Here is a 26,128-nt window from a genome sequence, read left to right on the forward strand (position 1 = left end):
GTGCCTCAGCCGGTCACCAGCGAGAAGATCGGTCCGATCGACATCGCCCCCATGTAGTACGACAGCGCGGTCGCGGCGGTACCGGCGATCAGCAGCCACCGCGGATAGCCGACGCCGCCGAGCAGATCGCGACGGAACCATCCGATGTAGATGAAGATGGTCAGGCCGATCGGTAGGACCAGTCCGTTGAAGCCGCCGACGAAGACGAGGATCGTCGCGGGCGCGGCGCCCCAGAACAGGAAGACCACCAGGCTGACGACGATGAAGCCGATGGTGATCCAGTTGCGCACCCGCTGGTTGCGGCCGAGTTCCTCGGAGAACGCCGAGAAGAACGAGCTCGAGGTGTAAGCCGCGCCGATGACGCTGGAGATCGCGGCGGCCCAGAACACCACGCCGAAGACCTTGTAGCCGATCTCGCCCGCCGCGGCCTGGAAGGCCTGCGCGCCGGGGTTGGCCGTGACGTCGAGAACGACACCGCTGGCGACCACGCCGAGGACCGCCAGGAACAGCACGTAGCGCATGATGCCGGTGACCAGGATGCCCTGGACGGCGGCGCGGGTGACCTCCTTGGCGTTCTCGGGCCCGGCGGTGCCCGAGTCGAGCAGCTTGTGGGCACCGGAGTAGGTGATATAGCCACCGACGGTGCCGCCGACGATCGTGGTGATCGCGGCGAAGTTCAGTTGCTCGGGCAGCACCGTCTGGATCAGGGCGTCACCGATCGGCGGACCGGAGACGATCGCGACGTACAGCGTCAGCGCGATCATGCCGATACCCAGGATGATCAGCACCCGGTCGACCAGCAGGCCGGCCCGTCGGGACAGGAAGATGCCGATCGCGAACAGCGCGCCGATCGCGCCACCGATCTTGGGATCCCAGCCGAAGAGGACCTGAAAGCCGAGTCCGGCGCCGGCGATATTGCCGATATTGAAGGCCAGGCCGCCGATGATGATCAGTACGGCCAGGACGTGACCGGAGCCGAAGAGCGCCCGGTTGGCGAGCTGCGGGGCAAAGAGCCGGGACATCGTGACCATCCGCCAGACGTTGAGCTGGATGGCGAAGTCGATGATGACCGACAGCAGGATGCCGAAGGCGAATGCCGCCCCCAGCTGCTGGGTGAAGGTGGCGGTCTGGGTGATGAAGCCGGGGCCGATGGCGCTGGTCGCCATCATGAAGATCGCGCCGATCAGCGCGCCTCTGCGGGCCTTGGCGTGAGCTTTGGCTTGTTGGCCGAGCCCGGGCTCGCGGGCGCCGTCCGGGGACTCTGATGTGTTCATCGCGTATTTCCCATCCATCGCGTTCTGTCGATACGGGGTACTGCCCGTCTCCCACGGACGCACCGTTGGGTTCACAGAAGGTCGGGTTTCACAGAAGTATGCCCTGTTGTTGAACAACTCGCAGCGCTTCGTTGAACATTCCTCGGAAGAGTTTCAACAGGGAGCCATGGATCCTTCTACGATGAGGCCATGGATCGTGGCCTCGACCTCACCGAACGCATCGCCCAAACCCTGCGCGGGCTGGTGGTGGACGGCGAACTCACCGCCGGGGCTCAGGTCAACGAGGTGGCGCTGTCCGAACGGCTCCGGGTGTCCCGCAATACGCTGCGCGAGGCCGTGCGCATCCTGGTGCACGAGGGCATCCTCGAACGCCGCCCCCACCGCGGCGTCTTCGTGGCCGCCCCGGACCTCGGAGACGTGCTCGACCTCTATCGGGTGCGCCGAATCATCGAGATTCAAGCGGTTCGCGACACCCCGCGCCACCACCCCGGAATCGCGCGGGTGATCGACGTCGCGGAGCGAGCGGCCGAACTGCGCGAGGACGGCGACTGGTCGGGCGTCGGGTCCACCAATATGGACTTTCATGCCGCGATCGTGGCCCTGGTGGACAGCCCGATGCTCGACGCGATGTTCCGCACCCTATTGGCTCGGATGCGATTGGCGTTCTCCCAGTTGGGTTCTCCCGAGTTCGTGCACGGTCCGTTCGTCGACGACAATCTCGAACTGGCCAAGCTGATCCGCGACGGCGACACCGAGCGCGCCGCGGAACTGCTCGACACCTACTTCATGCGATCCGAACGCACGGTCACCGCCGCCTACGGCCGCATGGATATCGAGCGTTCCCGCCCGGTATAGGCCGCGGCGATGTGACGGGTGCCGCGCGCCGGTCGGGTGAGAATCGGGAAGGATGGTGGGCGTGCCTCGACAGGGAGATCCGCTGCGGCGGCTGGGATTCTTGACCATCGGACTGTTCGACGCGGACAACCCCGCGGCCGGTCACGAACAGACCCTTCGCACCATCGAACGGGCGGAGGACCTGGGGTTCGACAGCGCCTGGCTGCGCTGTCGACATATGCAGTACGGCATCTCCTCGCCGGTGGCGGTCATGGCCGCCGCCTCGCAGCGCACCAGCCGCATCGAATTGGGGACCGCGGTCATCCCGCTCGGCCTGGAGAACCCGCTGCGGCTGGCCGAGGACCTGGCCACCGTCGACGTACTGTCCGGCGGCCGCATCAATCCCGGTGTCTCGGTGGGCACTCCGATGCACTACGACGACTTCAAGGAGCACCTCTACCCGGACACCCACGACGTCGAGGACTTCTCCAAGAAGCGCGTCGAGCGCCTGCTGTACTGCCTGCGGGGCGAGCCGGTGAGCGACTTCAGCGGGACCCAGGGCTTCGAGACGTTCAGCCGCCGTGTCGAGCCCCATTCGCCCGGGCTCGCGGACCGGGTCTGGTACGGCGGGATGCGCTCGTCCGCGATCTGGGCCGGCCGGCAGGGCATCAACTTCCTGAGCAGCTCGATCGTCACCATCGAGGGCACCGACCGCACCGGCACCGATCCGGCCGACTTCGGGATCGTGCAGGCCGGTGACATCGACGCCTTCCGCGCCCACCACCCGCTCGGCGAACGCGCCCGTGCCTCGCAGGGCCTGGTACTGATCCCCACCGATTCGGCCACCGACGATCAGAAACGCCGCTACGCCGAATTCGCCGCCGCCCGCCTGCCGCGCACCAAGGGCCCGGTCGGGCCGCGCGGCATGCTGATCTCCCCCGATCTGGTCGGCCCGAGCGACGAGCTGGCCGAACAGCTCTGGGCGCACCCGGGCTTCCATCGGGTGGACGAGATCGCCGTCGCGCTGCCGTTCACCTTCGGGGAGGACGACTACACGCAGATCATCACCGACCTCGCCGAGCACCTGGGACCGGCGCTCGGATGGTCGCCGCGCTCGTCCGCGACCGGGGACACCGCCTAGGCTCAACCCCATGAGCACAGCGGCCCAGCAGTGGATCGACCAACCCGCCCTCGCCGGCGGACAACTGCTGCTGCGGCGGCAACCGGGGGCGGTGGAGGTCACCTTTCATCGACCGGAGAAGCACAACGCGTTCACCGACGCGATGTACGACGGTCTGCTGGCACTGACCGCGAGCCTGGTCGACGACACCGAGACGCGCGTTGTCGTCTTCCGCGGGGGCGGTGGCCGCGCCTTCGCGGCGGGCAACGACATCTCGTCGTTTGCCGGCTTCACCACCGGCGCCCACGGGGTGGCCTACGAGGCACGCATCCGACAGGTTCTCGACGGCCTGTCCGGACTGCCGCAGACCACGCTCGCGGTGGTCGATGGGCTCTGCGTCGGGGGCGGTCTGGCGGTCGCGAACGCCTGCGACCTGCGGGTGGCGACGCCGGCGTCCCGGTTCGGATATCCGATCGGCCGGACCCTGGGCAATGCGCTGTCCGCCTCGCTGGTACACCGCTGCGTCGAGGTCTTCGGCGATCCGATCACCCGCGAGATGCTGTTGACCGCGCGGCTGATCGACGCCGAGCGCGCCTACGCGGTCGGCGCGGTCATGCAGGTCCAGCAGGCCGACGAGTTGGACGCCTTCATCGACGGATTCGTGATCACCACCGTGCCGTTGGCTCGGCTGACCGGCGTGCTGACCAAGTCGCAGCTCGCCGAGGGCCCGCACCGCTACGACCGCGACGCCGACGATGCCCGCCTGGACATCGCCTACGGCAGCGCCGACTTCCGCGAAGGGGTGTCGGCCTTCCTGGCGAAGCGCAGCCCCGCCTTCGGCGGCTCGATCGACTGAGCCGACTACCCCGCGCAGTCGCCGAGCATCGTGGTCTCGAGCATGATGCGGCCGAGCGCCACCCAGGCGGAGCCGTAATAGCTCGGCTCCCGTTCCAACAGGTCGGATGCCTCGTCCAGGCGCAGGCCGGCCCGCTCGGCGTCGCCGGCGGCCGCCGCGGCGCCCGCCGCGCCGACCAGCGCCAGCGGATGCGCCCAGTCCACCCGCGCCGTGCCATCCAGGCCGAAGACCGCCACCGTGCCCGCCCCCTCGCCGTCACCGATGCGCCCGTCGAGCGCGGCGGCCAGGGCCCGGTCGGCCGGATCGCAGGATTCGGCCATTCGGATGGGGAAGCGGGCCGCGTCCATGCCGTACTGGGTGTTGCCCGCGGTATCGGTCGGGGTCGGGGTGGCGGTGCCGACGGCGTCGACGCGGACCCAGTCCGCGGGCAGGTTGCCGGTGCCGATCAGTTGCCAGGACACCGCCCGTTGGGTCTGTGACAGCAGGTCCCACCGCGGATCGTCGCTCGCCTCGCCGAGCACACGGTCGGCGCGCGGGCTGAAGTAGCTGGGGTTGACGGTCGCCGGGGTGGTCGTCGACCAATTGCCGGCGGTCAGCACGATCCCCTCACCGGATATCGCCGAACCGTCCGGCAGCGTCGCCGCGGCCACGCCGGCGACCGTCGTGCCCACCCGTACGGTCTCGCCGGCGAGGACCGCCCCGGCCAGCATGCGCCCCGCGGTCGTCATCGCCGGGTCGGCAAACCGTTGACCGGCCAAAACCAGGGCGCGGGCCGCGTCGAGGTCGGCATCGGCGGCGCTGCTGGGATCGACGACGGCGCCGTCGGCCCACCGCCAGGACAGCAGGCTGTCGGGGCGCTGCAGATGCTCGCGCGTCCAGTTCCACACCGAGCGGAACCGCTCGCGGTCCCCGATGGCCACCGCGACCAGCAGGGCGTACGCCTGCCCCTCGCTGACGGTATCGCCGCTTTCGTCCCGGCGAACGACACGACCGTCGGGATCGACGTAGTCGTCGAGGAATTGCTCCCCCGCGAGCCGGGCCGCCACATCGGGGCCCGGCTCGCGGGGATCGGAATCACGCTGGTGGACAAGCACACCGAAGGCAATAAGGCAGACGACCACCAGCGTGAGCAGCCCGAGGACCGGGCGGCGCCGGCGGGTCACCACATGGGGTCCGGTCCACCCACCGGCCCGATCGCGTCCGGCTGAACTCGCAACTCCGGAACTCCGTCACCGACGCCGAGCAACATCATCGTCGCCCGTCCACCGTCGGGCACCGGAGCGGTGAGATGCCATACCCGTTCGCCCGCTTGTACGGTGACGGCAACCTGCCCGGCCGGGATCTGCGCGTATCCGGTGACCAGCCCGTAGCTCACGCCGTCGGCCAGGACCATCCCCTCCGCCCCGAATCCCGGATCGGTGAGCGTCATCCGCAGCGGTCCGACGTCCGGCGTGGCCACGGCCAGCCGCACCAGTCCGGTGCCGATCGGCGGATCGGCGGCCATATCCCCGACGAACTGGGTAGTGGCCGATTCCGGACCACCCGCCCCGGCGAAGAGGGTGAACGTATGACTCTCCCCCGGTCGCACGGTGATCCGCTGGCGCACCACCGACGGTGCGGTGGGCGAAACGCGACTCGCGAGCACGTAGGAGCCCGCGGGCAACTCCCGATAGTCGCCGACGCTGCCGTAGCCGCCGACGGGGATCGAGCCGACCGGACCGCCGGAGGTGTCGAAGATGTCGACGATATGCGGCCCGGCCATCGGTCGCAGCTCCGCGACCCGCACATTTCCCGGGGTGGGTGCGACCTCGCCGAGATCGCCCCCGACGGGTGCGATCGGCGGCGCCTGGTTCGAGAGGGATTCGGCCGGTAGGGGTTCCGGCGGGAACCGCACCAGCAGTCCGTCGGGAAGTTCCCGGATCGAGTCCGGCGCGAAGGGCTCGACCTGTGCGGAGAAGAACTCGACCAGGGACGCGCGATCGGCCTCGTTCGCGGTGAACAACACCTGTCGACGGAGCCCGCCGACCAGGTCCTCCGCGGGGATCGCCGGCAGGCCGAGAACCCCGAACGGCAGACGCGTCGACAGCACCGCGAGCGAGGCGAGGATGCGCGGATCGACCGGTGCGGTGCGCAACGTCTCCGCCGCCGCCGGGGCCGCCCGGTCGCCGAGGCGGATCGCCAGCTGGTCCCCGATACCCGCTGTGTCGGTGACCGGTTCGGTCGAACCGATGTGGCGCACCTCGACACTCGTGGCGCCGGCGCCGAAAGCCGCCACCGGTACCGAGTGGGCGATCGCGTCGGCCACGACCCCGGCGGCCGGGGTATCCGATCGGATCGAGGCGGTGACGATCACCCAGTCGTAGTCCTTCCGTCCGCGCGGCGCCCAGCTCTGCACCTCGACGTCGGTGTCGGTCTTGTAGAACCAGACCACGTCCCGGCGGTCGCGCCCGGCCTGCACCAGATTGGTCCACATCGCGTCGTCGACGATCAACCGATCACCCAACGGCACGTTCTCGTGAATCCACTGCTCCGCCTGACGAATCGGCGCGTCCTCGTCCACGGTGAGCGCCCGGGTGAGCGCCGGCCCGGAGACGAGGGCGGCGGTGGCCGCGAACGCGATGACAACCAGCAGCACCGACCCGCGCCGCAGCGCGGACGATGCCGCCGATTCCCGTCCGGCCGAGCTCACCGCGTGTCGGGCCGGGGCCGGCTCGCCGTGTGCGATCGTCGCCCGATAGGCGGCGTCCGCGATACCCGCCGCGAGGATCGCGACGAGCGGGATGACGGCGATCACGAAGGGAACCGGCAGATATCCCTGGCGCAGCACCGCGGCGACCAGGATCAGCATGCCCAGCGTCAGCGGACGCAGGGCGTGGACGTACCAGCCGGCCAGGGCGACGGGCACCGCGAGCCCCATCAGCAGCGGATCGAGTTCCCACCACCGCAGGACGGTGTGCTGATTGAGCGTGCCCGGCTCGAAGACGCTGCCGCCTCCGGCCCGACCCCACAGCTGGAATCGAATGGCGTCGACCAGGCTGACGTGGTCGGGACCGGGGAACAACTCGTTGCGCACCGCCGCGAACAGGACGTACCCGGTCAGGATCAGTCCGATCACGGTGGCGGTCACCGCCATCGTGTAGCGCCGCGTTTCCCGGGCCGACCGCGTCCACGCCATCATCAGCACCATCGGCAGCAACAGCAGCATCGTCTCCTTCGTCAACACCGCCACCCCGAAGCAGACCGAGCCGCCGAGGGCCGCGGCCAGCCGCTGCTGCGGCGAACAGAACAGGACGAGCGCCGCCAAGACCCAGGCCATCGCGATGTTGTCGAGGTAGACCATGCGCCCCAACGAGATCGCCAACGGCGACAACGCGAAGATCGTCACCGCCGCGGCCGCCGCCACGGTCGACAGGCCGAGCCTGCGCGCCAGTATCCAGATCAGCACGGCGGTCATCACGGCGATGACCACCATGAACGCGCGGCCGGCCACGATCGCGTCGATCGAGGAATGTGGACCGCCGATCAGCAGGAACCACCCGGCGATCTGCAACCAGCCGAGCGGTGGATGGTCGTACCAATAGGTGTAGTGCGCAAGCGAACCGAGCTGGAGCACCGCGTACGCCTGGGCGACGTACGTCCCCTCGTCGTCGACCCGTTGCGGCGAACCGATCAGGTTGACGATCCGCACCGCCGCGGTGAGCAGGACCAACGATGTCGGCAGCGCCCACATCCGCATGCGGTTCCACCGGCCGACTCCCCGACGGCCGGTGACCACTGCAAACGGTGTGGTCTCCGCGGTGGCGGTCATGCGACACCCGCCGCGGACGGGGTGCGATGCAGATTCGAGTGCGCCGTCTTCTCCCACCCGCGGCGGCCGCGAGCTTCCCGCCACACCGATCGCAACGCCGCGAATGCCAACAACAGTTGATACGGGAATGCGCCGAGCACCAGTCGAATACGGTCGCGCCAGCGCAGCCGCACCCCGAAGGCGCGGGAGAACTCCCCCAACCCGGCCATCTCGACCGCCACGGTGACGATCGTCGGTGTCAGCGGCAGGAAGGTGAGCAGGGTGATCGGGACGGGCACCTTGACCAGCAGCATTGCGGCGAGCGACAGCGGGATCAGCAGGCCGGTGGCCGCCTGCAGGAAGGGCATCGCGAGCGTATAGCGGGCGAGCCAGCGCTGCCGCCGGGTCGGCAGCCGGCGCCACTCCTTCTTGCGCAGGACCTGCAGGAACCCCTGGTTCCATCGGGTGCGCTGTTTGATGAGCGCCGGAATCGAATCCGGAGTTTCCTCCCTGGTAACCGCGTCGGGGTCGTAGGCCACCGCGACGGTAGCGCCCGCCGCCGACAGCCGGACACCGATCTCGCAATCCTCGGCCAGGCACTCCGGATCCCACCCCCCGTGGGCCCGCAGCAACTCGGTCTTGGTGAAAACGGTATTGCCGCCGAGCGGAATGAACCGCTGCTGCGCGTGGAAGTGCAGCCGCGAACGGAACCAGAAGTAGTACTCGAGGCAATTGCGCAACGACCACCAACTGCTGTGCACGTTCATCAACTGGACGCCCGCCTGGACGACGTCGGCGCCGGTCTCCTCGAACCGGGCCTCGATCAGGCGGAGCAATCCGGGGTGCACCTCATCCTCGGCGTCGAAGACCCCCGTGATCTCACCGGCGCAGGCCGGCAGCGCCCGATTCAACGCCTTGGGCTTGTTCTTCGGCACATTGTGATCGATGATCACCCGCACCCGATCGGGATGTCGGCGCTGGGCCGCGCGGGCGACCGCCTCGGTCTCCGGATCGTCGTGACCGATGATCGCGATGATCTCGAAGTCCGGATGATCCTGCATTGCAAGCGAATCGATCGTATCGCCGAGTACCTCCTGTTCGTGGCGCGCCGGCAACAGCAAGGAGAACGAGTGCGGTCGTCGCGCCGATCGGCGGGTGAACCCGGTGGCGACAAGGGATCGCGGGGTGCGCCACGCGTGCAGCATCCACCACAGCGTTGTGGAGGCGACCACCGTGAGCGCCAACGCGACGACCGCGAGCACGACGCTGATCAGCACCGTTCCCCAGCCGGTCGAAAGACTTTCGGGTGCATCGGGATACGCGGTGCGTACATCCGGAGCGGGGAGCGCCTGCACCCCGTCCGCGCGCGGGAGGACCCCGCCGGAGTTCCCGGTCGCGTCATCGTCGTCGCCGGATACGGCCGCCGGGGCGGCGCCGCCCACGATCACCGACTGCGCGGCGTCGTATCCCACCTCGGGATTCGACGAAGTGGCATCCGTTCGGGAGCCGGGTAGCGCGGTGAGGACCATCACGAGCAGGAAGACCGCGAGCACCGCGGGTAGGCCCAGCCGGCGCAGCAGCGGCCGGAGTCGACTGGGCAGGGGAAGGTTCGAAAAAGCGCGTTGCATACGGCGACTCCTCTTGGTGGCGAGAGGGGGACGCATCATTGCGTATCCACAGACTGACCGGTCGGTGATCCGGCGACACGCGTAGTTGCCTACGCGATTGGCAGGACCAATGCGTAAATCACTGATACCTATCAGTCACCCCGGTTGACCGACAGCCGCCGACGGCCCCCGCCCGGCCGGCATTCACGGGACACAACAGACCCCGCCGCGAGCACCAATCGCCGAAAGCCCGCGCGCGAGATAGTAACCGTGAGGCTGACCAGGAGTCGACTACAGCCCGACCCTCGCTCTCCGACCGGTCGCGCCGAACCGGACCGAACAACAAAAAATCGGACCGGCTATCGCCGGTCCGATTAATTTGAACTGTGGGCCGAAACCGAGTGGCCTCCATGTCGGAGGTTCACCTGAAAGGAACCGGCTCACAGAACGACCAAGATCACATTTGCATGCCGCCCCTCGGCGCCGACCGCGACGCTACTTCTTGCCGTCCTCGGCGGGCTTCTTCTTCGCCGGCTTCTTGCTGTCGGACCCCGGCTTCTTGCCGTTGGTCGACGGGGCGCTGCCGTTGAGGGAGACAGCCGTCGCCGCGGCGCCGACCGTTCCGGCGTGGTCCGGGACGTAGCGCAGGGTTTCCCGCGGCGGACGCGCGTACCCGACGGCCGGCGGCCGATCCGGGATCTCGATCTTCGCCGGCGGGATGTGCTCGTAGGGGATCGAGGCCAGCAGGTGCGCGATCGAGTTGATCCGCGCCGCGCGCTTGTCCTCGGACTCGACGGTGTACCAGGGCGTGACGCCGGTATCGGTCGACTCCATCATGCGGTCCTTGGCGCGGGAGTAGTCCTCCCAGCGGCTGATGGACTGCATATCCATCGGCGAGAGCTTCCACTGACGCATCGGGTCGGTCGCACGGGACCGGAAGCGGGCCTCCTGCTCGACGTCGGACACCGAGAACCAGTACTTGCGCAGCAGGATCCCGTCATTGACGAGCATCTTCTCGAACTCGGGCGTCTGGCGGAGGAACCGCTCGTACTCGTCGTCGGTACAGAAGCCCATCACGCGCTCGACACCGGCACGGTTGTACCAGGACCGGTCGAACAGGACGATCTCACCGGCGGCGGGCAGATGCTGGATATAGCGCTGGAAGTACCACTGGGTCTTCTCCCGCTCACTCGGCGCGGGCAGGGCGACGACGCGGACGACGCGGGGGTTGAGCGCCTCGGTGATGCGTTTGATCGCACCACCCTTGCCGGCGGCGTCGCGGCCCTCGAAGATCACGATGACCCGTTGCCCGGTCGCCTTGACCCATTCCTGCAGCGCCACCAACTCCTGCTGCAGCCGCGCCAGTTCCTGCTCGTAGAGGACCTTGTCCATCCTGCGCTGGCCGCTCGCCGTGTCCTTTGCCATCTGTTCATTCTCCCGCCCCATGTCCGTTTCCGCAGAAGAAGCGCCGACCCCGGGCGCCGGCGTGACGAACACAACGCTTCGCGCGGCCGGCTATGCTGGTCGACGCAGCTGGTTCGCCCGTGCGGTCGTGAGGAGCCCCGAAGACCGTCGCGTGCGTCGAAGCATTCCGACCTCCCCTGTGGATCGTCGGCATGTGAGAGGGAACCCGGTGAAAGTCCGGGACTGTCCCGCAGCGGTGAGTGGGAACGACCGCCGTCATCAGCACTGGGTATCCCCCGGGAAGCGACGGCCAGTAGGTGCGACTTTCTGTCGTGTGCCCGCGAGTCCGAAGACCTGCCGCCTGCGTCGGGTGCGCCGCATCCGACGGTCCACCGCCTCGAGGATTGGGCGGAGCGACCCGGTCGTGCTTGTCGCGCGTCCGCCCCTCGCGGCGGGCGCTGCGTGTGCTGTGGGCTCATCGGGCGTGTCCGTTCGCGGGTGGTGGTTCATCAACCACGTACCGAAGGACAACATCGTGTCCCCTGCCGATCAACCCGGGCGGTTCACCGCCACCGTGCTCGGTTCCCCGCGGATCGGGCCGAAGCGCGAACTGAAGAAGGCCGTCGAACGCTACTGGGCCGGGCGTATCGACGCCGACGCGCTGGCGGCCGTCGCCGCCGATCTGCGCCGCCGGCACAACGCCGATCTGCGGGCCGCCGGGCTCGACTCGGTCCCGGTCAATACGTTCTCCTATTACGACCAGGTCCTCGATACCGCGGTTCTGCTCGGCGCCCTGCCGGAGCGGGTGGCCGGCATCGCCGATCCGCTCGATCGGTACTTCGCCGCCGCTCGCGGCACCGACACGATTCCCCCGCTCGAGATGACCAAGTGGTTCGACACCAACTACCACTACCTGGTCCCGGAGATCGGACCCGATACGTCCTTCGCGCTCGACGATGCGGCGGTCCTGGCCGACCTGGCCGAGGCCCTCGCCGACGGGATCCCGGCCCGCCCGGTGATCCTCGGGCCGGTTACCTTCCTGCTGCTGTCCAAGGCGGTGGGGACCGACGCACCTCCGATCGACCGGCTCGCGGAGCTGGTGCCGCTGTACGAAAACCTGCTGGCCCATCTGCACCGGGCCGGTGCCGAATGGGTGCAGATCGACGAACCGGCGCTGGTCGCCGACCGGACCGACGAGCAGATCGCCGCCGCTCGGGAGGTCTACGACCGGTTGTCGGCGCTGTCGGATCGACCGGCGATCCTGGTCGCCTCCTACTTCGGCAGTCTGGGCGCGGCCCTGCCGGCATTGGCGTCCACCGGGATCGAGGGCATCGCGATCGACCGCGTGGCGGGGTCGGATTCGATCGCCGCGGTACCGGAGTTGACCCGCAAGCACGTGGTTGCCGGGGTGGTCGACGGTCGCAATATCTGGCGCACCGACCTCGAGGCCGCGCTGGCCGAGTTGGGCACCCTGCTCGGATCGACCGGATCGCTGGCGGTGTCGACGTCGAGTTCGCTGCTGCACGTGCCCTACACCCTGGACGCCGAACCGGATCTCGACGACAGCCTGCGCTCCTGGCTGGCGTTCGGGTCTGAGAAGGTCACCGAGGTGGTGACGTTGGCGACCGCCTTGTCCGGCGGCGTCGAGGCGGTGTCCGGGGCGATCGAGCAGTCCCGGCAGGCCGCGGCCTCGCGGCGTGAAGACCCCCGTCTGCACGACTCCGCCCTGCGGGGTCGGTTGGATTCGGTGCTGAGCACCGAGCCGGGCCGGTCGCCCGCCACCGAACGTCGGGCGGCCCAGACCGGGTTGGCCCTGCCACCGTTGCCGACCACCACGATCGGGTCGTTCCCACAGACCGGACAGATCCGGACCGCCCGGGCGGCGCTGCGACGCGGGGAGATCGACACCGCCGAATACCTCGAGCGGATGCGCACCGAAATCGCCGAGGTGATCGCCTTCCAGGAGGGTCTCGGCCTGGACGTGCTGGTCCACGGCGAACCCGAGCGCAACGACATGGTGCAGTACTTCGCCGAACTGCTCGACGGTTTCGCCACCACGGCGAACGGGTGGGTGCAGTCCTACGGCACCCGGTGCGTCCGCCCGCCTATCCTCTACGGCGACGTGCGGCGACCGCAGCCGATGACCGTCGACTGGATCACCTACGCGCAGTCGCTGACCGCCAAGCCGGTCAAGGGGATGCTCACCGGGCCGATCACCATCCTGGCGTGGTCGTTCGTGCGCGACGACCAGCCGTTGGCCGACTCCGCCAACCAGGTGGCGCTCGCGATCCGCGACGAGACGGTCGACCTGCAGGCCGCGGGCATCCGCATCGTGCAGGTCGACGAACCGGCGCTGCGCGAGTTGCTGCCGCTGCGTGCGGCCGATCAGCCGGCGTATCTGGACTGGGCGGTGCGCGCCTTCCGCGTCGCGACCTCCGGGGTGGCGGACTCGACGCAGATCCACACCCACCTCTGCTACTCCGAGTTCGGCGAGGTGATCGACGCGATCGCCGGCCTCGACGCCGACGTCACGTCGATCGAGGCGGCGCGGTCGCATATGGAGGTGCTCGACGACCTCAACGCCGCCGGGTTCGCCAACGACGTGGGCCCCGGCGTCTACGACATCCACTCCCCGCGGGTCCCCGGGGTCGAGGAGGTCGCGGAGTCGCTGCGGCTGGCGTTGGGGCAGGTGCCGTCCGAACGGTTGTGGGTCAACCCCGACTGCGGGCTGAAGACCCGCGGCACCGCCGAGGTCGAGGCATCGCTGCGCAATCTGGTCGCCGCCGCCCACAAGGTGCGGGCCGATCTGAGCTAGCACCCGTCGGGCCGTCCACACCGTCCGCGTCACAGCGGGGCCGCGACAATTATTGTCACGGCCTCGCTGTGCGGGGTCGTTTGTGGACGTCACCGCGACGATCTTCAGTCCGGCGGGGGCAGCACCCCGGTCTGGTAGGCCTTCACCAGGCGCCGCGGGACCATATGGCGGCGGCCGGCGATCATGATCGGCACCAGTGCGGGCGGGGTGGCCCGCCACTGCGCGCGGCGGGTGCGGGTATTGCTGCGCGACATCCGTCGCTTGGGGACAGCCATCGGAACTCCTGAGTTGGCGCGATCCACCCACTCTAAACGACAATGGTTGTCGTTATCGACTGGAGGTTTCTTCGAGTCTGCGCGGCGATCATGCCCTCGTCGGTGATCGACTCGCAGCGCACCGACATCACCCTCGACGCCGCGCACTTCACCGCATACCTGCCCACCGGATGGACGTCGGATTCCGGTACATCATGATGAACCGCATGGCGGATTCCTTCCCTCGTGTGGTCCACGTCGGCAACGTTGGCGTCTACGTGGCTGTCGCTCGCGGCGACGTGGGACCCACAGTGCCGCCGCGGCGGCGGGAAGAAATCCGTCAAGATACCGAGATCGGATACTGATCGTTCGGATACGCATGCCGACTGGATACGCATGCCGACGCCGGCCGGGGCCAACCCGCAGACAGCGAGGAGTTCGATGTCCGGCTTTGCGAGGGGACTACTGGTCGGCGCCCTGCTGGGCGTCGCGGTGACGGTGATCGCCGGTCTGTGGTGGACGTTCGGCCGGCCGGACCCGCTGGACGCGGTCATCGCGACCTCCCGCGGCGGCACGATGGCCGACCACGGCGACCCGTCCTCCGCATCAGCGGCGCGCTACCAGGTGGTGATCTCCGCCGAGCCGGACTCCGACGGTTACCTGGTTTCCGGGATCGTCTGCATCGGCGGTTGCAGCTACCGGCAGGACCTCGGAACGATCGGCCGCGCCGACTCGCCCGCCGACGCGGTGGCCCGCTTCGGGGACATCCGGTGGGAGCCGGAGGTGATCACCATCGGCGGCCGCGACGGGATCCACGCGACGATCGACCGCGCCCAATTGGAAGTCCACAGGTGACCCCGGTCATGGAAATAATTGCAGTGTCAACTAAGTTGTAGGAACTATGAAGAACATCGGATTCCTGTCCTTCGGACATTGGACACCGTCGCCCCACTCGCAGACGCGGTCGGCGGCGGATGCCCTCCTGCAGTCGGTGGACTTGGCGGTTGCCGCCGAGGAGCTCGGAGCCGACGGCGCGTACTACCGCGTCCACCATTTTGCCCGCCAACTGGCCTCGCCGTTCCCGCTGCTCGCGGCGATCGGCGCGCGCACGAGCCGCATCGAGATCGGCACCGGCGTGATCGACATGCGTTACGAAAACCCCCTCTACATGGCCGAGGACGCCGGCGCCGCCGACCTGATCGCCGGTGGCCGGTTGCAGCTCGGCGTCAGCCGGGGATCGCCCGAGCAGGTGATCGACGGCTTCCGCTACTTCGGCTACGAGCCGCCGGACGGTGACCACGCCGAGATGGCGCGCAAGCACACCGAGATCTTCCTGGAGATGATCGACGGCCACCGGTTCGCGCAGCCGAACCCGTCGCCGATGTTCCCGAACCCGCCGGGCCTGCTGGGCCTCGAGCCGCAGTCGCCCGGGCTGCGCGACCGCATCTGGTGGGGTGCGGGCAGCCGCGCCACCGCCGAGTGGACCGCGAAGATCGGGATGAACCTGATGTCCTCGACGCTGTTGACCGAGGACACCGGCGTGCCGTTCCACCAGTTGCAGGCCGAGCAGATCGAGCGCTACCGCGCCGCGTGGAAGGAAGCGGGGCATACCCGTGAGCCGCGCGTCTCGGTCAGCCGCAGCATCATGCCGCTGGTCACCGATATGGACCGCGCCTACTTCGGCGACGAACGGCGCAGCAGCGACCAGGTCGGCTACATCGACGGCGGCACCGCCCGCTTCGGCAAGGCCTACGCCGGGGAGCCGGACAAGCTGATCGAGGAACTGGCGCAGGACGAGGCGATCGCCGCGGCGGACACGCTGCTGCTGACCGTCCCCAACCAGCTCGGCGTCGAGTACAACGCCCAGCTGATGGAGAACGTCCTGACGCTGGTCGCCCCGGAACTCGGCTGGCGCTGACGCCCGCTCAGATCCACCCCCCAGCCCGGCTAGATCCACCCCAGCCGGCGGGCGGTGGCGCCGGCCTCGTGCCGATTGGCCGCGCCGAGCTTGGTGACCGCGCTCGATAGATAGTTGCGCACGGTGCCGGGTGACAGCGCGGCCCGCCGGGCGATCTCGTCGATGGGAGCGCCCTCGGCGGACAGTTCGAGCACGTCGGCCTCGCGCGGGGTCAGCGGGCTGTCACCGGCGCTGATCGCCTCGGCGGCCAGCTCCGGGTCGACGTGCCGCCCACCGGCGTGCACCTTGCGCACCACCTCGGCCAGAGTGGTCGCCGACGTCGTCTTCGGCAGGAACCCCCGCACCCCGACCTTGAGTGCCCGCTTGAGGTGACCGGGCCGCCCGTGGCTGGTCACGATGACGCAGGCACAGCTCGGCAGTCGTTGGGCCAACTCCTCGGCGACCTCGATGCCGTCGAGGCGCCGCGTGCCGTTACCCGGCATCTGCAGATCGAGCACCGCGACGTCGGGCTCCACTTTCAGCGCGGTCGCCAGGGCCTCGTCCCCGCTCGCCGCCTGGGCGACCACCTCGAGGTCGTCCTCGAGGTCGAGCAACTGACCGAGCGCCTCCCGGATGAGGTTCTCGTCGTCGGCCAACAGCACTCGGATCACCACGATCGAATCGCCCTTCGGTGTTGGTGTGACGGCACGCACTTTCGCCAATATCCTTACGGTCCCGCCACATTCGGGAAACGGCAACACGCCAAAGTGGCAGTTAACATGAGCGTTACAGCCAATCTGCCACTTTCGGCGGGCGGATGTGCTAGCCACAATGGAGGCATGTCCGCATCACCTGTGCGAACGGAAACCGAGCAGTACGCCACGTCCGTCCTCATGCACGACGCCAACCATGATCTCGCCCTGCGACCGATCCACTTCCGGGACCGGCTGCTCGCCCGGCTCTGCGCCGGGAACCTCGATACCCAGCTCGCCGCGGGAGCGCCGATCGAGTCGCGCAAGCTGCGCGCAGTGCGAGCGGCCCTGCTGGTCACCCCGGCCCAGCGCGAACGGCTGGCCTCCGCCTGGGTGTCGGTCCTGCATCAGGCCGAGCCCGTTGCCGACCCGATTCCGATGGTGGCGTCGTCCCGCGTTCCCGTCCAGCACGACGAGGTCAGGGAGGCCGCGCCCCAGATCGAGGAGCTGACCACCGTCCTGCGCTCGCCGCGCCCGATCTCGGCACGCGGCGCCGCGATGGCTCGGGTCCTGCTGATCGACGGCGGCGGTCCGCTCTATTCCGCCGGCTGCCGGCGCAACCTGGCCGACTCGGTCGCCGAGGCGGCCCGGGAGTTGGACTCGCTCTGCCTCTGACCGGGCCACGCGCGCGCTAATCGCCGACGACATCTGCCGGGAAGCCCGCGACCAGCGCAAACCGGTCGTCCTCGCGCTGCACGGTCAACGTCGCCCCCAACGGGGCGAGCCGTTCGCGCAGCCCACTGATGCCGGATCCGCCGACGGCGGTCGGGTCCGCGGGATGCGCGCCGTCGTTGCGCACGATCAGGGTGCCCGCCCCGGCGGGGTCGCCGAGCCATTCGACGATCACCTCCTCGGCGTCGGCATGCCGCAGCACATTGGTGATCGCCTCGCGGATGACCCACCCGGCCGGCTCGTGCAGCCGTGCGGGCAGCGCGGCGAGGTCGCATCGGGATTGGATACCGGCCGACGCCAACAGGGAGGTCGCCCCGTCGAGTTCGGCCTGCAGGTCGGTCTCGCGATACCCGCGGGCGAGGGCGCGGGCCTCGCGCAGCGCCTCCTGCGCCGCCGACCGCACCCGCAGCATCTCCTCCCCCGCCCGCTGCGCGTCCCGATCGGCGAGCCGGGCCGCCAGCTCCGAGCGCACGGCGATCGTCGACAGGTGGCGGCCGAGCACATCGTGCACGTCGCGGGAGAACCGCAGCCGTTCCTCGGCGACCGCCAACCGGCTCTGCACGCCGCGCGCCTCGTCGAGTTCCTGCACCACCCAGAGCACCCACAGCGATACCCGCAGGATGAACAGCAGGAAGACGTAGAACGCCACCCACACCAGCGCCGCGGCCGGATCGGCGTCCAACACCAGCGAACCCACCGCGTAGAGGACGACGCCGGTCACGATGGCGAACCACTTCGGCATCGCGCCGACCACCCACGCGGCGCTGGTGAAGACGGTGCCCATCACGACGGTGGCCGGCACCTGCGGCAACGTCGATCCCCACGCCAACAGGACGAGAATCGCCACCCCGGTACCTATGAGCAGGCGTCGCGCGTCGGGTGCGTTCGGATCGACCCCGTTCGGGTGGGCGAGCGCGACGTGCACCCCCCACGTGCCGATCGCACCCATCACCGCGATCGTGACGACAACCGCCGCGATCGCGGCCGGCCCCTCGAACGCAGCCGGGCTCGGCGAGAGCGCCCAGAGCAGGGCCAGCGACCATACCCCCAGGTAGAGCGACACCTTGGTGTACAGCTCGACCCGCTGCACATCGGTGCGCCGGGACCAGAAGCCGTTCCAGCGTGCCATCGAACGCGGATTCCTTCCGTGCCGTTCGTCGGGAGAATCTGTTCGGTCGATCGTAGGCATCGGCGCCTCCCGTCGGGCGAAACGCGGCATCCGTCGAACCACTCGAGGTGATTCGACGGATGCCGTTGTAGGTCCGATCAGCTGCAGGTCCGATCAGCCGCGCGGTTCCCAGCGCATCGACCGCTTGGTCAGCACCGCGGCGAGCACCAACCAGCCCACCAGCACCGCCAGCGGTCGACCGGCCTCGGTGAAGGTCTGCGCGAAGGTCAACGAGATACCGTCGAGGTCCTGGCCGAACCACGCGATCCGCACCAGCGCCTCGATCGCGGCGCCCGGCGTCAGCTCCAGGTACGGGTGCACCGACTCGGGGAAGACCGCCCGCAGCGAGCCGACGATCGCCAGCATGAGGATCGGCAGCGAGGTCACCCGCGCCGCTTCGGCATTGCGGGTCCACGCCGCGGTCCAGAAGGCGAGGCCGGCAAATGCGGTGGCGATCACCAGCACCGCGACCAGCAGCACGATCGGATTGGCCGGCAACGGCTGCCCGAAGGCCGGGGCGATCGCGACCGCCAGCAGCGAGACGATCAGCATCACCGCGATGCCGGGGATGGCGATCGAGGCGAGCAGGTCATTGTCGCTGCTCTCGCCGGAACGGAATCGCTTGAGCACCAATTCGTCCCGACGGGTGACCGTCTGCGAGAGCATGTTGTAGTACACGGGGAAGAGCGCGGCGAGCAACAGCACGTTCGTCATGCTCATGATGCCGAAGGTGGTGTCCCCGCGATCACCGACCAGCAACCAGGCCAGCGGGATGAGCGGGAAGATGAAGGCGTAGGCCAGGGTCATGCGGTTCCTGGTCAGCAACAGCGCATTTGCCTTCGCCATGCCCGCGATACGCCGGACGCGGGAGCCCTGGCGGTGGTCACCGGCGTGGCGGGCCGGGGTCAGATCGACGGTGGGGGTGATGGCCATGGTTCAGACCTCTTTCGAAGACGTGGGGGCCGCGCGACGGTCGTCGTCGCCGTCGGCGATCGCCAGGAAGACCGACTCGAGGCTCGCGGTGCGCGCGTCGAGGCCGTCGATGCGCACCCCCTCGTGCTGGGCCCATCCGAGCAGGGCGGTCAGGGATTCCTGCAGGTCGGTGGTGTGCAGGACGGTGCGCGGATCGGACAGGGATGCGGGGTCGACGGTGGCGCGCGGCAGGGCGGGCAATTCGCGGTGCAGCCGATCGAAGGTGATCGTGGAGGGGTGCCCCTCGGCGATCTCGCCGGCGGTGCCGCTGCGGACGATCCGCCCGGCGTGCATGATCTCGAGGCGATCGGCGAGGGCTTCGGCCTCGTCGAGGTAGTGGGTGGTCAGCAGCACGGTCGCCCCGGCGTCACGCAGGCCGCGCACCAAACGCCATACCTCCCTGCGGCTTTCCGGGTCGAGGCCGGTGGTCGGCTCGTCGAGCATCACCAGTTCCGGCCGGCCCATCAGCGTCAGGGCGAGGTCGAGGCGACGCTTCTCGCCGCCGGACAGGGCGCTGACCTTCACGTCGGCGCGGGCCCGCAGGTCGAGCATCTCGAGCGCCTCCTCGACCGGGCGCGGCGTGCTGAGCGTCGAATGCCACAGCCGGGCGGTCTCGACGACGGTCAGGTCACCGGAGAATCCGCTGGACTGCAACAGAACTCCGATCCGCCGCCGCACCTCGGCGCGGTCGGCGATCGGGTCGAGACCCAGCACCCGCACCTCGCCCTCGGTCGCACGGCCGAGCCCCTCGATCACCTCCAGGGTGGAGGTCTTGCCGGCGCCGTTGGTGCCGAGCAGGGCGGTGACGGTGCCCTCGGGAACGATCAGGTCCAGTCCGCGCACGGCTTCGAAAGCCTGTGCACCGGTGCCGTAACGACGACGCAGCCCGCGCACCGCGATGGCGGCGCCGGTGTGCTGCGAGGTCGCCTCGGGCGAGCGAGTCGCTTGTGTCGTATTCATGGTTCCACTGTCGCGCCGAATCAGCCACGGCGGCAGGTCGATTCCTCACCGGTTCGCCGGCGCTTTTCACCGTTCGGGCATGACAAATGTCATCTGCCCGACCACACCGGGCGCTCGCCCGCCGCCGCGACCACCGCGTCGGTCAATCGATCCAGCAGTTCGGACCGCAGTTTCCACCGCTGCCAGTACAGCATCACGTCGACGTGATCGTCCGGACCGAGACGTACCAGTCGGCCCGCGGCGAGATCCCGCTCGATCTGGCCGGCCATCCCCACCCCCCACCCGAGCCCGTGCCGGATCGCGTGCAGGAAGGCGTCGTTGCCGGGCAGGTTGTGGGCCGGCGCGTCGGCGACCCCGTAGCGCTCGAGGATGCGGTGCTGCAGGTCGTCCTTGTCGTTGAAGCGGACCAGCGGCATCGCCGACCAGTCGATCCCGTCGGCGCCGCGGTACCGCGCCACCAACTCGGGGGTGGCGACCGCGAAGTATCGGAACGCGGTCAGCGGTCGGGTGGAACAGCCCTGGACGCCGATCGGCTCCGAGGTGACCGCGGCCAGCACGTCGCCGGCCCGCAGCAGCCGGGTCGAGTGTTCCTGGTCCTCCACCCGGACGTCGAGCAGCACATCGGACCAGTCGGCGACCGCGGTCAGCACGTCGCCGAACCAGGTGCTCAGCGAGTCCGCGTTCACGGCGATCGGGACCACCGTGCGGCTGCCGGCGGGGCGGTCGGGACCGCGGATCTCGGCGAGCGCCTCGGCCGCCAGGAGGTGTTGCTGGCGGGAGAAGCGGATCAGCACCTCGCCGGCCGGGGTGGCCCGGCAGGGGGCCGCGCGCACCACCAGCACCTGTCCGATCTCGTTCTCCAACGCGCGGATGCGCTGACTGATCGCCGACGGGGTGACCGCCAGCTGCGCGGCCGCGGCCTCGAACGTCCCGGTGTCGATCACCGCGGTCAACGCGGCCAGCCGATGCGGATCCATAATGAAGCAACTCTAATGGTTGTCAAGAATCATTCGTTGGCCTTAACAGACCGGCGACCCTAGCGTCGTTCCGGTGACGACGTACCTGGCCGGACTGGCCACCACTGCCGGATTGATCGTGGCCATCGGCGCCCAGAACGCCTGGGTGCTGCGTCTGGGCCTGATCCGCAACCACGTCGGCGTCGCCGTGGTGGTGTGCATCCTGGCCGACATCACGCTCGCGATGATCGGCATCGCCGGACTCGGATCGATGATCACCGCACGCCCGACCCTGCTCGAGGTGATCACCTGGGTCGGTGCGGCCTATCTGTGTTTCCTCGGCGTCGCCGCGTTCCGGCGGGCCGCCCGTCCGGACGCCCTCGACGCGGCGACCGGGGCCACGCACGGTCGGCGGGGGGTGCTGCTGGGCACGTTGGCGGTGACCCTGCTCAACCCGCACGTCTACCTCGACACCGTCGTCCTGATCGGTTCGCTGGCCGCCACCCACGGATCGGTCGGTCGGTGGATCTTCGGCGCCGGGGCGATCACCGCCAGCATCCTGTGGTTCACGGGCCTGGGCTTCGGCGCGGTGCGGGCGGCGCCCTGGCTCGCCCGGCCGACCACCTGGCGGATGATCGAAGCGGCGATCGGCCTGGTGATGTTCGGACTGGCCGCCATGCTGGTGATCGGCTGAGCCCCGCGACCGGTCCGGGCTACTGCAGGATCGGCGCGAGGACCTCGCGCAACTGGATCGCGCGCACCGCGATGATCGTGACGATCAGGGCGGCGATCCCACCGACGACCGCCCAGCCGTAGGCCTGCTTCCGCAGGTAGAGGAAGCCCGCGGCGACGGCGGCGCCCGCGAGCAGGCCGCCGAGGTGCCCCCACAGCGAGATCCCCGGTACCGCGACGCTCAACCCGAAATTGAGCACCAACAGCATGATCAGCGAACTCGGATTGCGACGCAGTCGCAGCACGACCAGCAGGGTCGCGCCGAACAGTCCGAAGACCGCTCCGGAGGCGCCCGCAGTCGCGCCCATCGGCTGCATCACCAGCACGGAGGCCGAACCGCCGAGCAACGACAGGAAGTAGATCGCCAGATATCTGGCGCGACCGAAGAAGACCTCACAGTCGCGACCGAAGATGAACAGCGCGAGCATATTCGCCAGCAGATGCAGCGGCCCGTAGTGCAGGAAGCCGCTCCCGATCAACCGTTCGAGATCGCCGTACCCGACCAACGGGCCGAAGAGGACCAGCCGGTCGAACAGCGTCGATCCGGAGGCGTTGTCGAAGAGGCTGCGCGACTGCACCGCGGTGATCGCGAAGATCGCCACATTGATCGCGATCAGCCCCATGGTGATCGGGGCTGCGGAGGCGCGGGTGGGGCCGGGGCGCTGTGGGGTGCGCACATCCGCGGGATCGGCGCGGATGCAGTCGAGGCATTGATTGCCGACGGGCGCGGAACGCAGACACTCCGGGCAGGCCGGGCGGCCGCAGCGGACGCACGACAGGCCGGTGGCCCGATCCGGATGCCGGTAGCACCCCGGGAGCTGCTGGTACGGCACCGGACCGGGCGGTTGGGTCATATCAGGCGATGGTGATCTTCTCGATCACGACCGGCTCGACCGGACGATCGCCGCGGCCGACCTTGGTCGACGAGATCGCGTCGACAACCTTGCGCGACTCGGCGTCGAGCACCTCACCGAAGATGGTGTGCTTGCGGTTGAGGTGCGGGGTCGGGCCGGTGGTGATGAAGAACTGCGAACCGTTGGTCGCCGGTCCGCGGTTGGCCATCGCGAGCAGGTACGGACGGTCGAAGCGCAGTTCCGGGTGGAACTCGTCGCCGAACTCGTAGCCGGGGCCACCCGCACCGGTGCCGGTCGGGTCGCCGCCCTGGATCATGAAGCCGTCGATGACGCGGTGGAAGATCGCGCCGTCGTAGAAGGGCCCGCTCTTACTGCCCGAGGCGTTCTCGGTGGTGTACGGCGCGGTGCCGTCCGCCAGTCCAACGAAGTTCTCGACCGTCTTCGGCGCGTGATTGCCGAAGAGGGAGACAACGATGTCGCCACGGTTGGTATGCAGGGTCGCTGTTCCGGTCTGGATGTCGGTCACCCGGCCATCGTGCCATGCGACCGCGGGCGGATCGACGACGCCCGCCGTGTCGGGACCGGTCGGCGAACTCTGGGCATAAGGTGAAGGTATGACTACCTCGGAGACGCCGGGCGTCGAGGCGACCCCGGACGACGATCACGGTTCCCAGAGCACCGGTCGGCAGGTCGCGAAGGCCGCCGCCGTCACGGCGTTCGCGTTGACCAAGGCCCCGCTGGTCGCCGGCTTCACCGCCGGACGGTCCGCCTTCCGCCTCGGTCGCGAGGTGATGGCCAAGCGCGCGGCCTCCCGTGGGGACACCAGCGGCAAGCTGTCGACCGGCACGGTCGTGGCGGTCGCCCTGGGTGCCACCGTGGTCGGTGTCGGCGTCGCCGCCGTCGTCCTCGCACGCCGCAACGAGCCCGCTCCGCCCGCCGCCGCGCCGCCGTCGCTGCGCGAGGTCGCCGGCACCGAGGTCTCGCTCAACGGCCACGGTCCGGCCGCCGCCACGGTGACCGCAGAGACCGCTGCCGACGAGACGCCGGTCGAGTCGCCCGTCGAGACGGCCGCTGCCGAGCCCGTGGTCGACGAGATCGTCACCGTCGAGGATCCGGACGCCGCGAGCCCCGCCGCCGAAGATGCCGCCGCCGAGGATGTCGCGCAGGACGCCGCCGAGGCCGCTGCCGACGAAACCCTGCCGGTCGACGAGGCGCCCGTGGACGAGACCCCGATCGACGAGGCCCCCGCCGACGAGCCGCCGGCGGTCACCGAGGTCGCACCCGAGGTCGCCGAGGCGGAGTCGGTCGAGGTCACGGTGGACGAGCCCGCCGCGATCGAGGAGGCCCCCGAGGCTCCCGAAACCACCGATACCACCGCCGACCTCGATGCGGTCGACACCGAGGTCCTCGAGGCGGTCGACGCTCCGGTCACCACCCCGAACCCGGTGGTATCGACCGACGAGGTCGGCGCCCTGCCGTCGACCAACGGTCTGCCGGCCGGTGCGGATCGCTCCGAAGGCTGATCCCGACCGATATCCAGGAATGGGCCCGTCCTTCGCGGAGGACGGGCCCATTCCTGTGTGGGTCGAGCGATGTGGGGCGGGTCGGTCAGTCGTTCGGGTGGCGATGCGGCTGCGGCGGGGCGTCGTTGAAGTAGACAACCGCGCTGCGGCCGACGGCCCGGGGCGAACGCCCCGACTCGAGGGCGGCCGGGCCGTTGCCCGGCGGGATGGCCCGGGGAGCCTGCGTGGTGGGACGGGGTCCGGAACCGGCCGGGATCGACGGCTGGGCCAAGGGCCCGTCGACGGAGGATTCGACGGCCGCCGGCACGTCGGCGACCGGATGCCAGCCGCCCGATGCCTGCATCGACGTCTCCCTGCCGGGGGCGCGCTCGACGGGGACCCGATCCACGGCCGGACGCGGCTGCGGGAGCTGGTCGTCGACCGGACGCGGCGGCGGGAGTTGATCGTCGGCCGGACGCGGACGGGCCTGCGGATCGGCCTTCTTCGGGCGGCGCCGCTTGGCCCGGTAGAGCTCGGCGTCCGCGGCGCGATAGAGCTCGGCCCAACGCTGGACGGCGGTCAGGCAGACCGTTCCGGCGCTCCAGCCGGCGGCATGGGACTGCCGCAGCCGTTCGAGGACAACCTCGGCGTCGTGCTCGCGCACACCGGGCATGAACAGCACGAATTCGTCGCCGCCCAGGCGGCCGAGGACCTCACCGTTGCGCAACTGGGAGCGCCAGGCTTCGGCGACCCGGCTGAGCAGAACGTCGCCGGCGATATGCCCGAAACGGTCGTTGACCTGCTTGAAGTTGTCGAGGTCGATCACCGCCATCGTCACCGGCAGGGCGCGGGCGGAGTAGACCGGAAGCATCGATTCGACGGTCTGCTCGATCCCGAGGCGGTTCAACAGGCCGGTGAGCGGATCGTGCAGCGCCGAGTACCGCATGCGCCGGGCGAAGGCGCTGAACGCCTCGCAGGCGATCACGACGCCCATCGCGATCATCACGTAGACCACCCAGTGGGCCTGCGCCGGGGAAAGGAAGGCCGCGCCAATGATTCCGGCGATAAGAATGGCTTCCCATATCCACGACATGCGCTCGGACCACGAGGCGCCGATGTGCATCGCGAGGAAGATCGCGGCCTGAGCGGCCAGAAGATTGGTGACGAAAAGGTCGTCGGTGGCGAAGACGAGCATGATCCCGACGATCGCCAGCACGGTTACCAGGCCGAGAACTCGGCGCGGAAGCGGCTTCGGCGTGAAATGGACGATGCCAATACCGACCAGTCCGACAACGGCAGACGCACCCAGCCAGACGCCTCCCGAGCCGCCGTTTCCGCCCAGGAAGCCGACAAAAGCGGCCGCATACAGGACGGTCGTTACGACAAAATAGGCAACCATGGCCGATGCAGCGTCGTCCATCCACCGGCTCTTCACACCAAACAGTATTGCGCAAGGTATCGGACGGCGCCCCCGGCGGTGGGTATACGACGGAATAGCCGACCGTAGCGAACTGACCGACAGGGTTCCCCCCGGCAAACAACCAAATGGACGGTCTGCTTATTGAACTCTCAGGTTCCCGAGGACAATGGCACATTGATCTACATCGCCGCAGGCAGACGGCACGCGGGTTCAGCCGTATGCGACCCGACTCCGACGAACCGAAGGAATGGGTACCGACTGCCGCCACACCGACCGCCGGCGGACGCCGCGA

24 protein-coding genes and 1 riboswitch are annotated in these 26,128 nt (G+C 69.2%); of the genes, 10 read left to right on the forward strand and 14 right to left on the reverse strand.

Annotated elements, in window-relative coordinates:
• Nucleotides 1-5: 5 nt before the first annotated feature.
• On the reverse strand, nt 6-1,274 hold the full coding sequence (locus tag MB1_RS00830) for an NRAMP family divalent metal transporter (protein WP_066902747.1): 1,269 nt from the start codon (nt 1,272-1,274) through the stop codon (nt 6-8).
• Nucleotides 1,275-1,463: 189 nt separating this feature from the next.
• On the opposite strand from MB1_RS00830, the gene MB1_RS00835 reads away from it, so the two are divergent.
• The 3 genes from MB1_RS00835 (at nt 1,464) to MB1_RS00845 (ending at nt 4,084) form a co-directional block, all read left to right on the forward strand.
• Entirely contained in the window at nt 1,464-2,129 is a 666-nt protein-coding gene (locus tag MB1_RS00835) for a GntR family transcriptional regulator (protein WP_066902749.1), read from the forward strand.
• Nucleotides 2,130-2,190: 61 nt separating this feature from the next.
• Nucleotides 2,191-3,249, forward strand: a complete 1,059-nt coding sequence (locus tag MB1_RS00840; RefSeq protein ID WP_066903411.1) for an LLM class flavin-dependent oxidoreductase — start codon at nt 2,191-2,193, stop codon at nt 3,247-3,249.
• Nucleotides 3,250-3,259: 10 nt separating this feature from the next.
• Entirely contained in the window at nt 3,260-4,084 is an 825-nt protein-coding gene (locus MB1_RS00845; protein WP_066902751.1) for an enoyl-CoA hydratase-related protein, read from the forward strand.
• A gap of 5 nt (nt 4,085-4,089) precedes the next feature.
• Here MB1_RS00845 and MB1_RS00850 read toward each other — a convergent pair whose 3' ends face one another.
• The 4 genes from MB1_RS00850 to ppk2 all read right to left on the reverse strand — a co-directional run bounded on the left by MB1_RS00850 (nt 4,090) and on the right by ppk2 (nt 10,903).
• Complete coding sequence (locus MB1_RS00850) at nt 4,090-5,250, reverse strand: glycosyl hydrolase family 8 (protein WP_066902754.1); 1,161 nt, start codon at nt 5,248-5,250, stop codon at nt 4,090-4,092.
• On the reverse strand, nt 5,244-7,892 hold the full coding sequence (locus MB1_RS00855; protein ID WP_066902756.1) for a glycosyltransferase family 39 protein: 2,649 nt from the start codon (nt 7,890-7,892) through the stop codon (nt 5,244-5,246). The genes MB1_RS00850 and MB1_RS00855 overlap by 7 nt, the downstream gene beginning before the upstream one ends.
• Nucleotides 7,889-9,499: a glycosyltransferase gene (locus MB1_RS00860; protein ID WP_245649963.1), complete on the reverse strand. Its 1,611-nt coding sequence runs from the start codon at nt 9,497-9,499 to the stop codon at nt 7,889-7,891. The genes MB1_RS00855 and MB1_RS00860 overlap by 4 nt, the downstream gene beginning before the upstream one ends.
• A gap of 474 nt (nt 9,500-9,973) precedes the next feature.
• The gene (ppk2, locus tag MB1_RS00865) at nt 9,974-10,903 is read right to left on the reverse strand and encodes a polyphosphate kinase 2 (RefSeq protein WP_084350698.1); all 930 of its coding nucleotides are present in this window, start codon (nt 10,901-10,903) and stop codon (nt 9,974-9,976) included.
• A gap of 159 nt (nt 10,904-11,062) precedes the next feature.
• Nucleotides 11,063-11,258: riboswitch (cobalamin riboswitch) on the forward strand.
• A gap of 159 nt (nt 11,259-11,417) precedes the next feature.
• On the opposite strand from ppk2, the gene metE reads away from it, so the two are divergent.
• A complete protein-coding gene (metE, locus tag MB1_RS00870) occupies nt 11,418-13,697 on the forward strand; it encodes a 5-methyltetrahydropteroyltriglutamate--homocysteine S-methyltransferase (RefSeq protein ID WP_066903415.1) in 2,280 nt (759 codons plus the stop codon).
• Between the two features lie 104 nt (nt 13,698-13,801).
• Here the strand turns inward: metE and rpmF are convergent, their stop codons facing one another.
• Nucleotides 13,802-13,972 (reverse strand): 50S ribosomal protein L32, encoded by a 171-nt coding sequence (gene rpmF, locus MB1_RS00875; RefSeq protein WP_066903417.1) that lies wholly within the window; start codon nt 13,970-13,972, stop codon nt 13,802-13,804.
• 42 nt (nt 13,973-14,014) lie between these two features.
• Between rpmF and MB1_RS25450 the strand changes: the two genes are divergently transcribed.
• From MB1_RS25450 to MB1_RS00885, 3 genes are all read left to right on the forward strand, one after another.
• Nucleotides 14,015-14,170 carry a hypothetical protein gene (locus MB1_RS25450; RefSeq protein ID WP_157083838.1) on the forward strand — a complete coding sequence of 52 codons (156 nt, stop codon included), beginning with the start codon at nt 14,015-14,017 and terminating at the stop codon, nt 14,168-14,170.
• A gap of 222 nt (nt 14,171-14,392) precedes the next feature.
• Nucleotides 14,393-14,806 carry a hypothetical protein gene (locus MB1_RS00880; protein ID WP_066902758.1) on the forward strand — a complete coding sequence of 138 codons (414 nt, stop codon included), beginning with the start codon at nt 14,393-14,395 and terminating at the stop codon, nt 14,804-14,806.
• Nucleotides 14,807-14,852: 46 nt separating this feature from the next.
• Entirely contained in the window at nt 14,853-15,869 is a 1,017-nt protein-coding gene (locus MB1_RS00885) for an LLM class flavin-dependent oxidoreductase (RefSeq protein ID WP_066902760.1), read from the forward strand.
• A 29-nt stretch (nt 15,870-15,898) separates the two neighbouring features.
• On the opposite strand, the gene MB1_RS00890 is transcribed toward MB1_RS00885, so the two are convergent.
• On the reverse strand, nt 15,899-16,519 hold the full coding sequence (locus MB1_RS00890) for a response regulator transcription factor (RefSeq protein ID WP_066903419.1): 621 nt from the start codon (nt 16,517-16,519) through the stop codon (nt 15,899-15,901).
• Between the two features lie 168 nt (nt 16,520-16,687).
• Here MB1_RS00890 and MB1_RS00895 point away from each other — a divergent pair, with 168 nt between their 5' ends.
• The gene (locus MB1_RS00895) at nt 16,688-17,215 is read left to right on the forward strand and encodes a hypothetical protein (RefSeq protein WP_157083839.1); all 528 of its coding nucleotides are present in this window, start codon (nt 16,688-16,690) and stop codon (nt 17,213-17,215) included.
• Nucleotides 17,216-17,231: 16 nt separating this feature from the next.
• On the opposite strand, the gene MB1_RS00900 is transcribed toward MB1_RS00895, so the two are convergent.
• The 4 genes from MB1_RS00900 to MB1_RS00915 all read right to left on the reverse strand — a co-directional run bounded on the left by MB1_RS00900 (nt 17,232) and on the right by MB1_RS00915 (nt 21,349).
• Nucleotides 17,232-18,401, reverse strand: coding sequence for a sensor histidine kinase (locus MB1_RS00900; RefSeq protein ID WP_066902764.1), 1,170 nt, complete (start codon nt 18,399-18,401; stop codon nt 17,232-17,234).
• 153 nt (nt 18,402-18,554) lie between these two features.
• The gene (locus MB1_RS00905; RefSeq protein ID WP_066902766.1) at nt 18,555-19,373 is read right to left on the reverse strand and encodes an ABC transporter permease; all 819 of its coding nucleotides are present in this window, start codon (nt 19,371-19,373) and stop codon (nt 18,555-18,557) included.
• Between the two features lie 3 nt (nt 19,374-19,376).
• Nucleotides 19,377-20,372, reverse strand: a complete 996-nt coding sequence (locus tag MB1_RS00910) for an ABC transporter ATP-binding protein (RefSeq protein ID WP_066902767.1) — start codon at nt 20,370-20,372, stop codon at nt 19,377-19,379.
• A gap of 89 nt (nt 20,373-20,461) precedes the next feature.
• Nucleotides 20,462-21,349 (reverse strand): LysR family transcriptional regulator ArgP, encoded by an 888-nt coding sequence (locus tag MB1_RS00915; protein ID WP_066902770.1) that lies wholly within the window; start codon nt 21,347-21,349, stop codon nt 20,462-20,464.
• 73 nt (nt 21,350-21,422) lie between these two features.
• On the opposite strand from MB1_RS00915, the gene MB1_RS00920 reads away from it, so the two are divergent.
• Nucleotides 21,423-22,022, forward strand: coding sequence for a LysE/ArgO family amino acid transporter (locus MB1_RS00920; RefSeq protein ID WP_066902772.1), 600 nt, complete (start codon nt 21,423-21,425; stop codon nt 22,020-22,022).
• Between the two features lie 19 nt (nt 22,023-22,041).
• On the opposite strand, the gene MB1_RS00925 is transcribed toward MB1_RS00920, so the two are convergent.
• Together MB1_RS00925 and MB1_RS00930 are read right to left on the reverse strand one after the other, a co-directional pair.
• Entirely contained in the window at nt 22,042-22,914 is an 873-nt protein-coding gene (locus MB1_RS00925; protein ID WP_066902774.1) for a rhomboid family intramembrane serine protease, read from the reverse strand.
• A 1-nt stretch (nt 22,915) separates the two neighbouring features.
• Entirely contained in the window at nt 22,916-23,440 is a 525-nt protein-coding gene (locus MB1_RS00930; RefSeq protein ID WP_066902776.1) for a peptidylprolyl isomerase, read from the reverse strand.
• A gap of 88 nt (nt 23,441-23,528) precedes the next feature.
• On the opposite strand from MB1_RS00930, the gene MB1_RS00935 reads away from it, so the two are divergent.
• Nucleotides 23,529-24,437 (forward strand): hypothetical protein, encoded by a 909-nt coding sequence (locus tag MB1_RS00935; RefSeq protein WP_066902778.1) that lies wholly within the window; start codon nt 23,529-23,531, stop codon nt 24,435-24,437.
• 85 nt (nt 24,438-24,522) lie between these two features.
• Here MB1_RS00935 and MB1_RS00940 read toward each other — a convergent pair whose 3' ends face one another.
• Complete coding sequence (locus MB1_RS00940; RefSeq protein WP_084350701.1) at nt 24,523-25,836, reverse strand: GGDEF domain-containing protein; 1,314 nt, start codon at nt 25,834-25,836, stop codon at nt 24,523-24,525.
• Nucleotides 25,837-26,128 lie beyond the last annotated feature (292 nt).

This window comes from Millisia brevis NBRC 105863, assembly GCF_001552615.1.
Classification (GTDB): Bacteria; Actinomycetota; Actinomycetes; order Mycobacteriales; family Mycobacteriaceae; genus Millisia; species Millisia brevis.

Excerpts from the sequence above, each read along its gene's own strand:
- MB1_RS00830 (WP_066902747.1), bottom strand. The coding sequence starts at position 1,274 with ATGAACACATCAGAGTCCCCGGACGGCGCCCGCGAGCCCGGGCTCGGC.
- MB1_RS00835 (WP_066902749.1), top strand. The coding sequence starts at position 1,464 with ATGGATCGTGGCCTCGACCTCACCGAACGCATCGCCCAAACCCTGCGC.
- MB1_RS00845 (WP_066902751.1), top strand. The coding sequence starts at position 3,260 with ATGAGCACAGCGGCCCAGCAGTGGATCGACCAACCCGCCCTCGCCGGC.
- MB1_RS00855 (WP_066902756.1), bottom strand. The coding sequence starts at position 7,892 with ATGACCGCCACCGCGGAGACCACACCGTTTGCAGTGGTCACCGGCCGT.
- MB1_RS00860 (WP_245649963.1), bottom strand. The coding sequence starts at position 9,499 with ATGCAACGCGCTTTTTCGAACCTTCCCCTGCCCAGTCGACTCCGGCCG.
- ppk2 (WP_084350698.1), bottom strand. The coding sequence starts at position 10,903 with ATGGCAAAGGACACGGCGAGCGGCCAGCGCAGGATGGACAAGGTCCTC.
- rpmF (WP_066903417.1), bottom strand. The coding sequence starts at position 13,972 with ATGGCTGTCCCCAAGCGACGGATGTCGCGCAGCAATACCCGCACCCGC.
- MB1_RS25450 (WP_157083838.1), top strand. The coding sequence starts at position 14,015 with ATGGTTGTCGTTATCGACTGGAGGTTTCTTCGAGTCTGCGCGGCGATC.
- MB1_RS00880 (WP_066902758.1), top strand. The coding sequence starts at position 14,393 with ATGTCCGGCTTTGCGAGGGGACTACTGGTCGGCGCCCTGCTGGGCGTC.
- MB1_RS00885 (WP_066902760.1), top strand. The coding sequence starts at position 14,853 with ATGAAGAACATCGGATTCCTGTCCTTCGGACATTGGACACCGTCGCCC.
- MB1_RS00895 (WP_157083839.1), top strand. The coding sequence starts at position 16,688 with ATGTCCGCATCACCTGTGCGAACGGAAACCGAGCAGTACGCCACGTCC.
- MB1_RS00900 (WP_066902764.1), bottom strand. The coding sequence starts at position 18,401 with ATGGCACGCTGGAACGGCTTCTGGTCCCGGCGCACCGATGTGCAGCGG.
- MB1_RS00905 (WP_066902766.1), bottom strand. The coding sequence starts at position 19,373 with ATGGCCATCACCCCCACCGTCGATCTGACCCCGGCCCGCCACGCCGGT.
- MB1_RS00910 (WP_066902767.1), bottom strand. The coding sequence starts at position 20,372 with ATGAATACGACACAAGCGACTCGCTCGCCCGAGGCGACCTCGCAGCAC.
- MB1_RS00915 (WP_066902770.1), bottom strand. The coding sequence starts at position 21,349 with ATGGATCCGCATCGGCTGGCCGCGTTGACCGCGGTGATCGACACCGGG.
- MB1_RS00925 (WP_066902774.1), bottom strand. The coding sequence starts at position 22,914 with ATGACCCAACCGCCCGGTCCGGTGCCGTACCAGCAGCTCCCGGGGTGC.
- MB1_RS00935 (WP_066902778.1), top strand. The coding sequence starts at position 23,529 with ATGACTACCTCGGAGACGCCGGGCGTCGAGGCGACCCCGGACGACGAT.
- MB1_RS00940 (WP_084350701.1), bottom strand. The coding sequence starts at position 25,836 with ATGGACGACGCTGCATCGGCCATGGTTGCCTATTTTGTCGTAACGACC.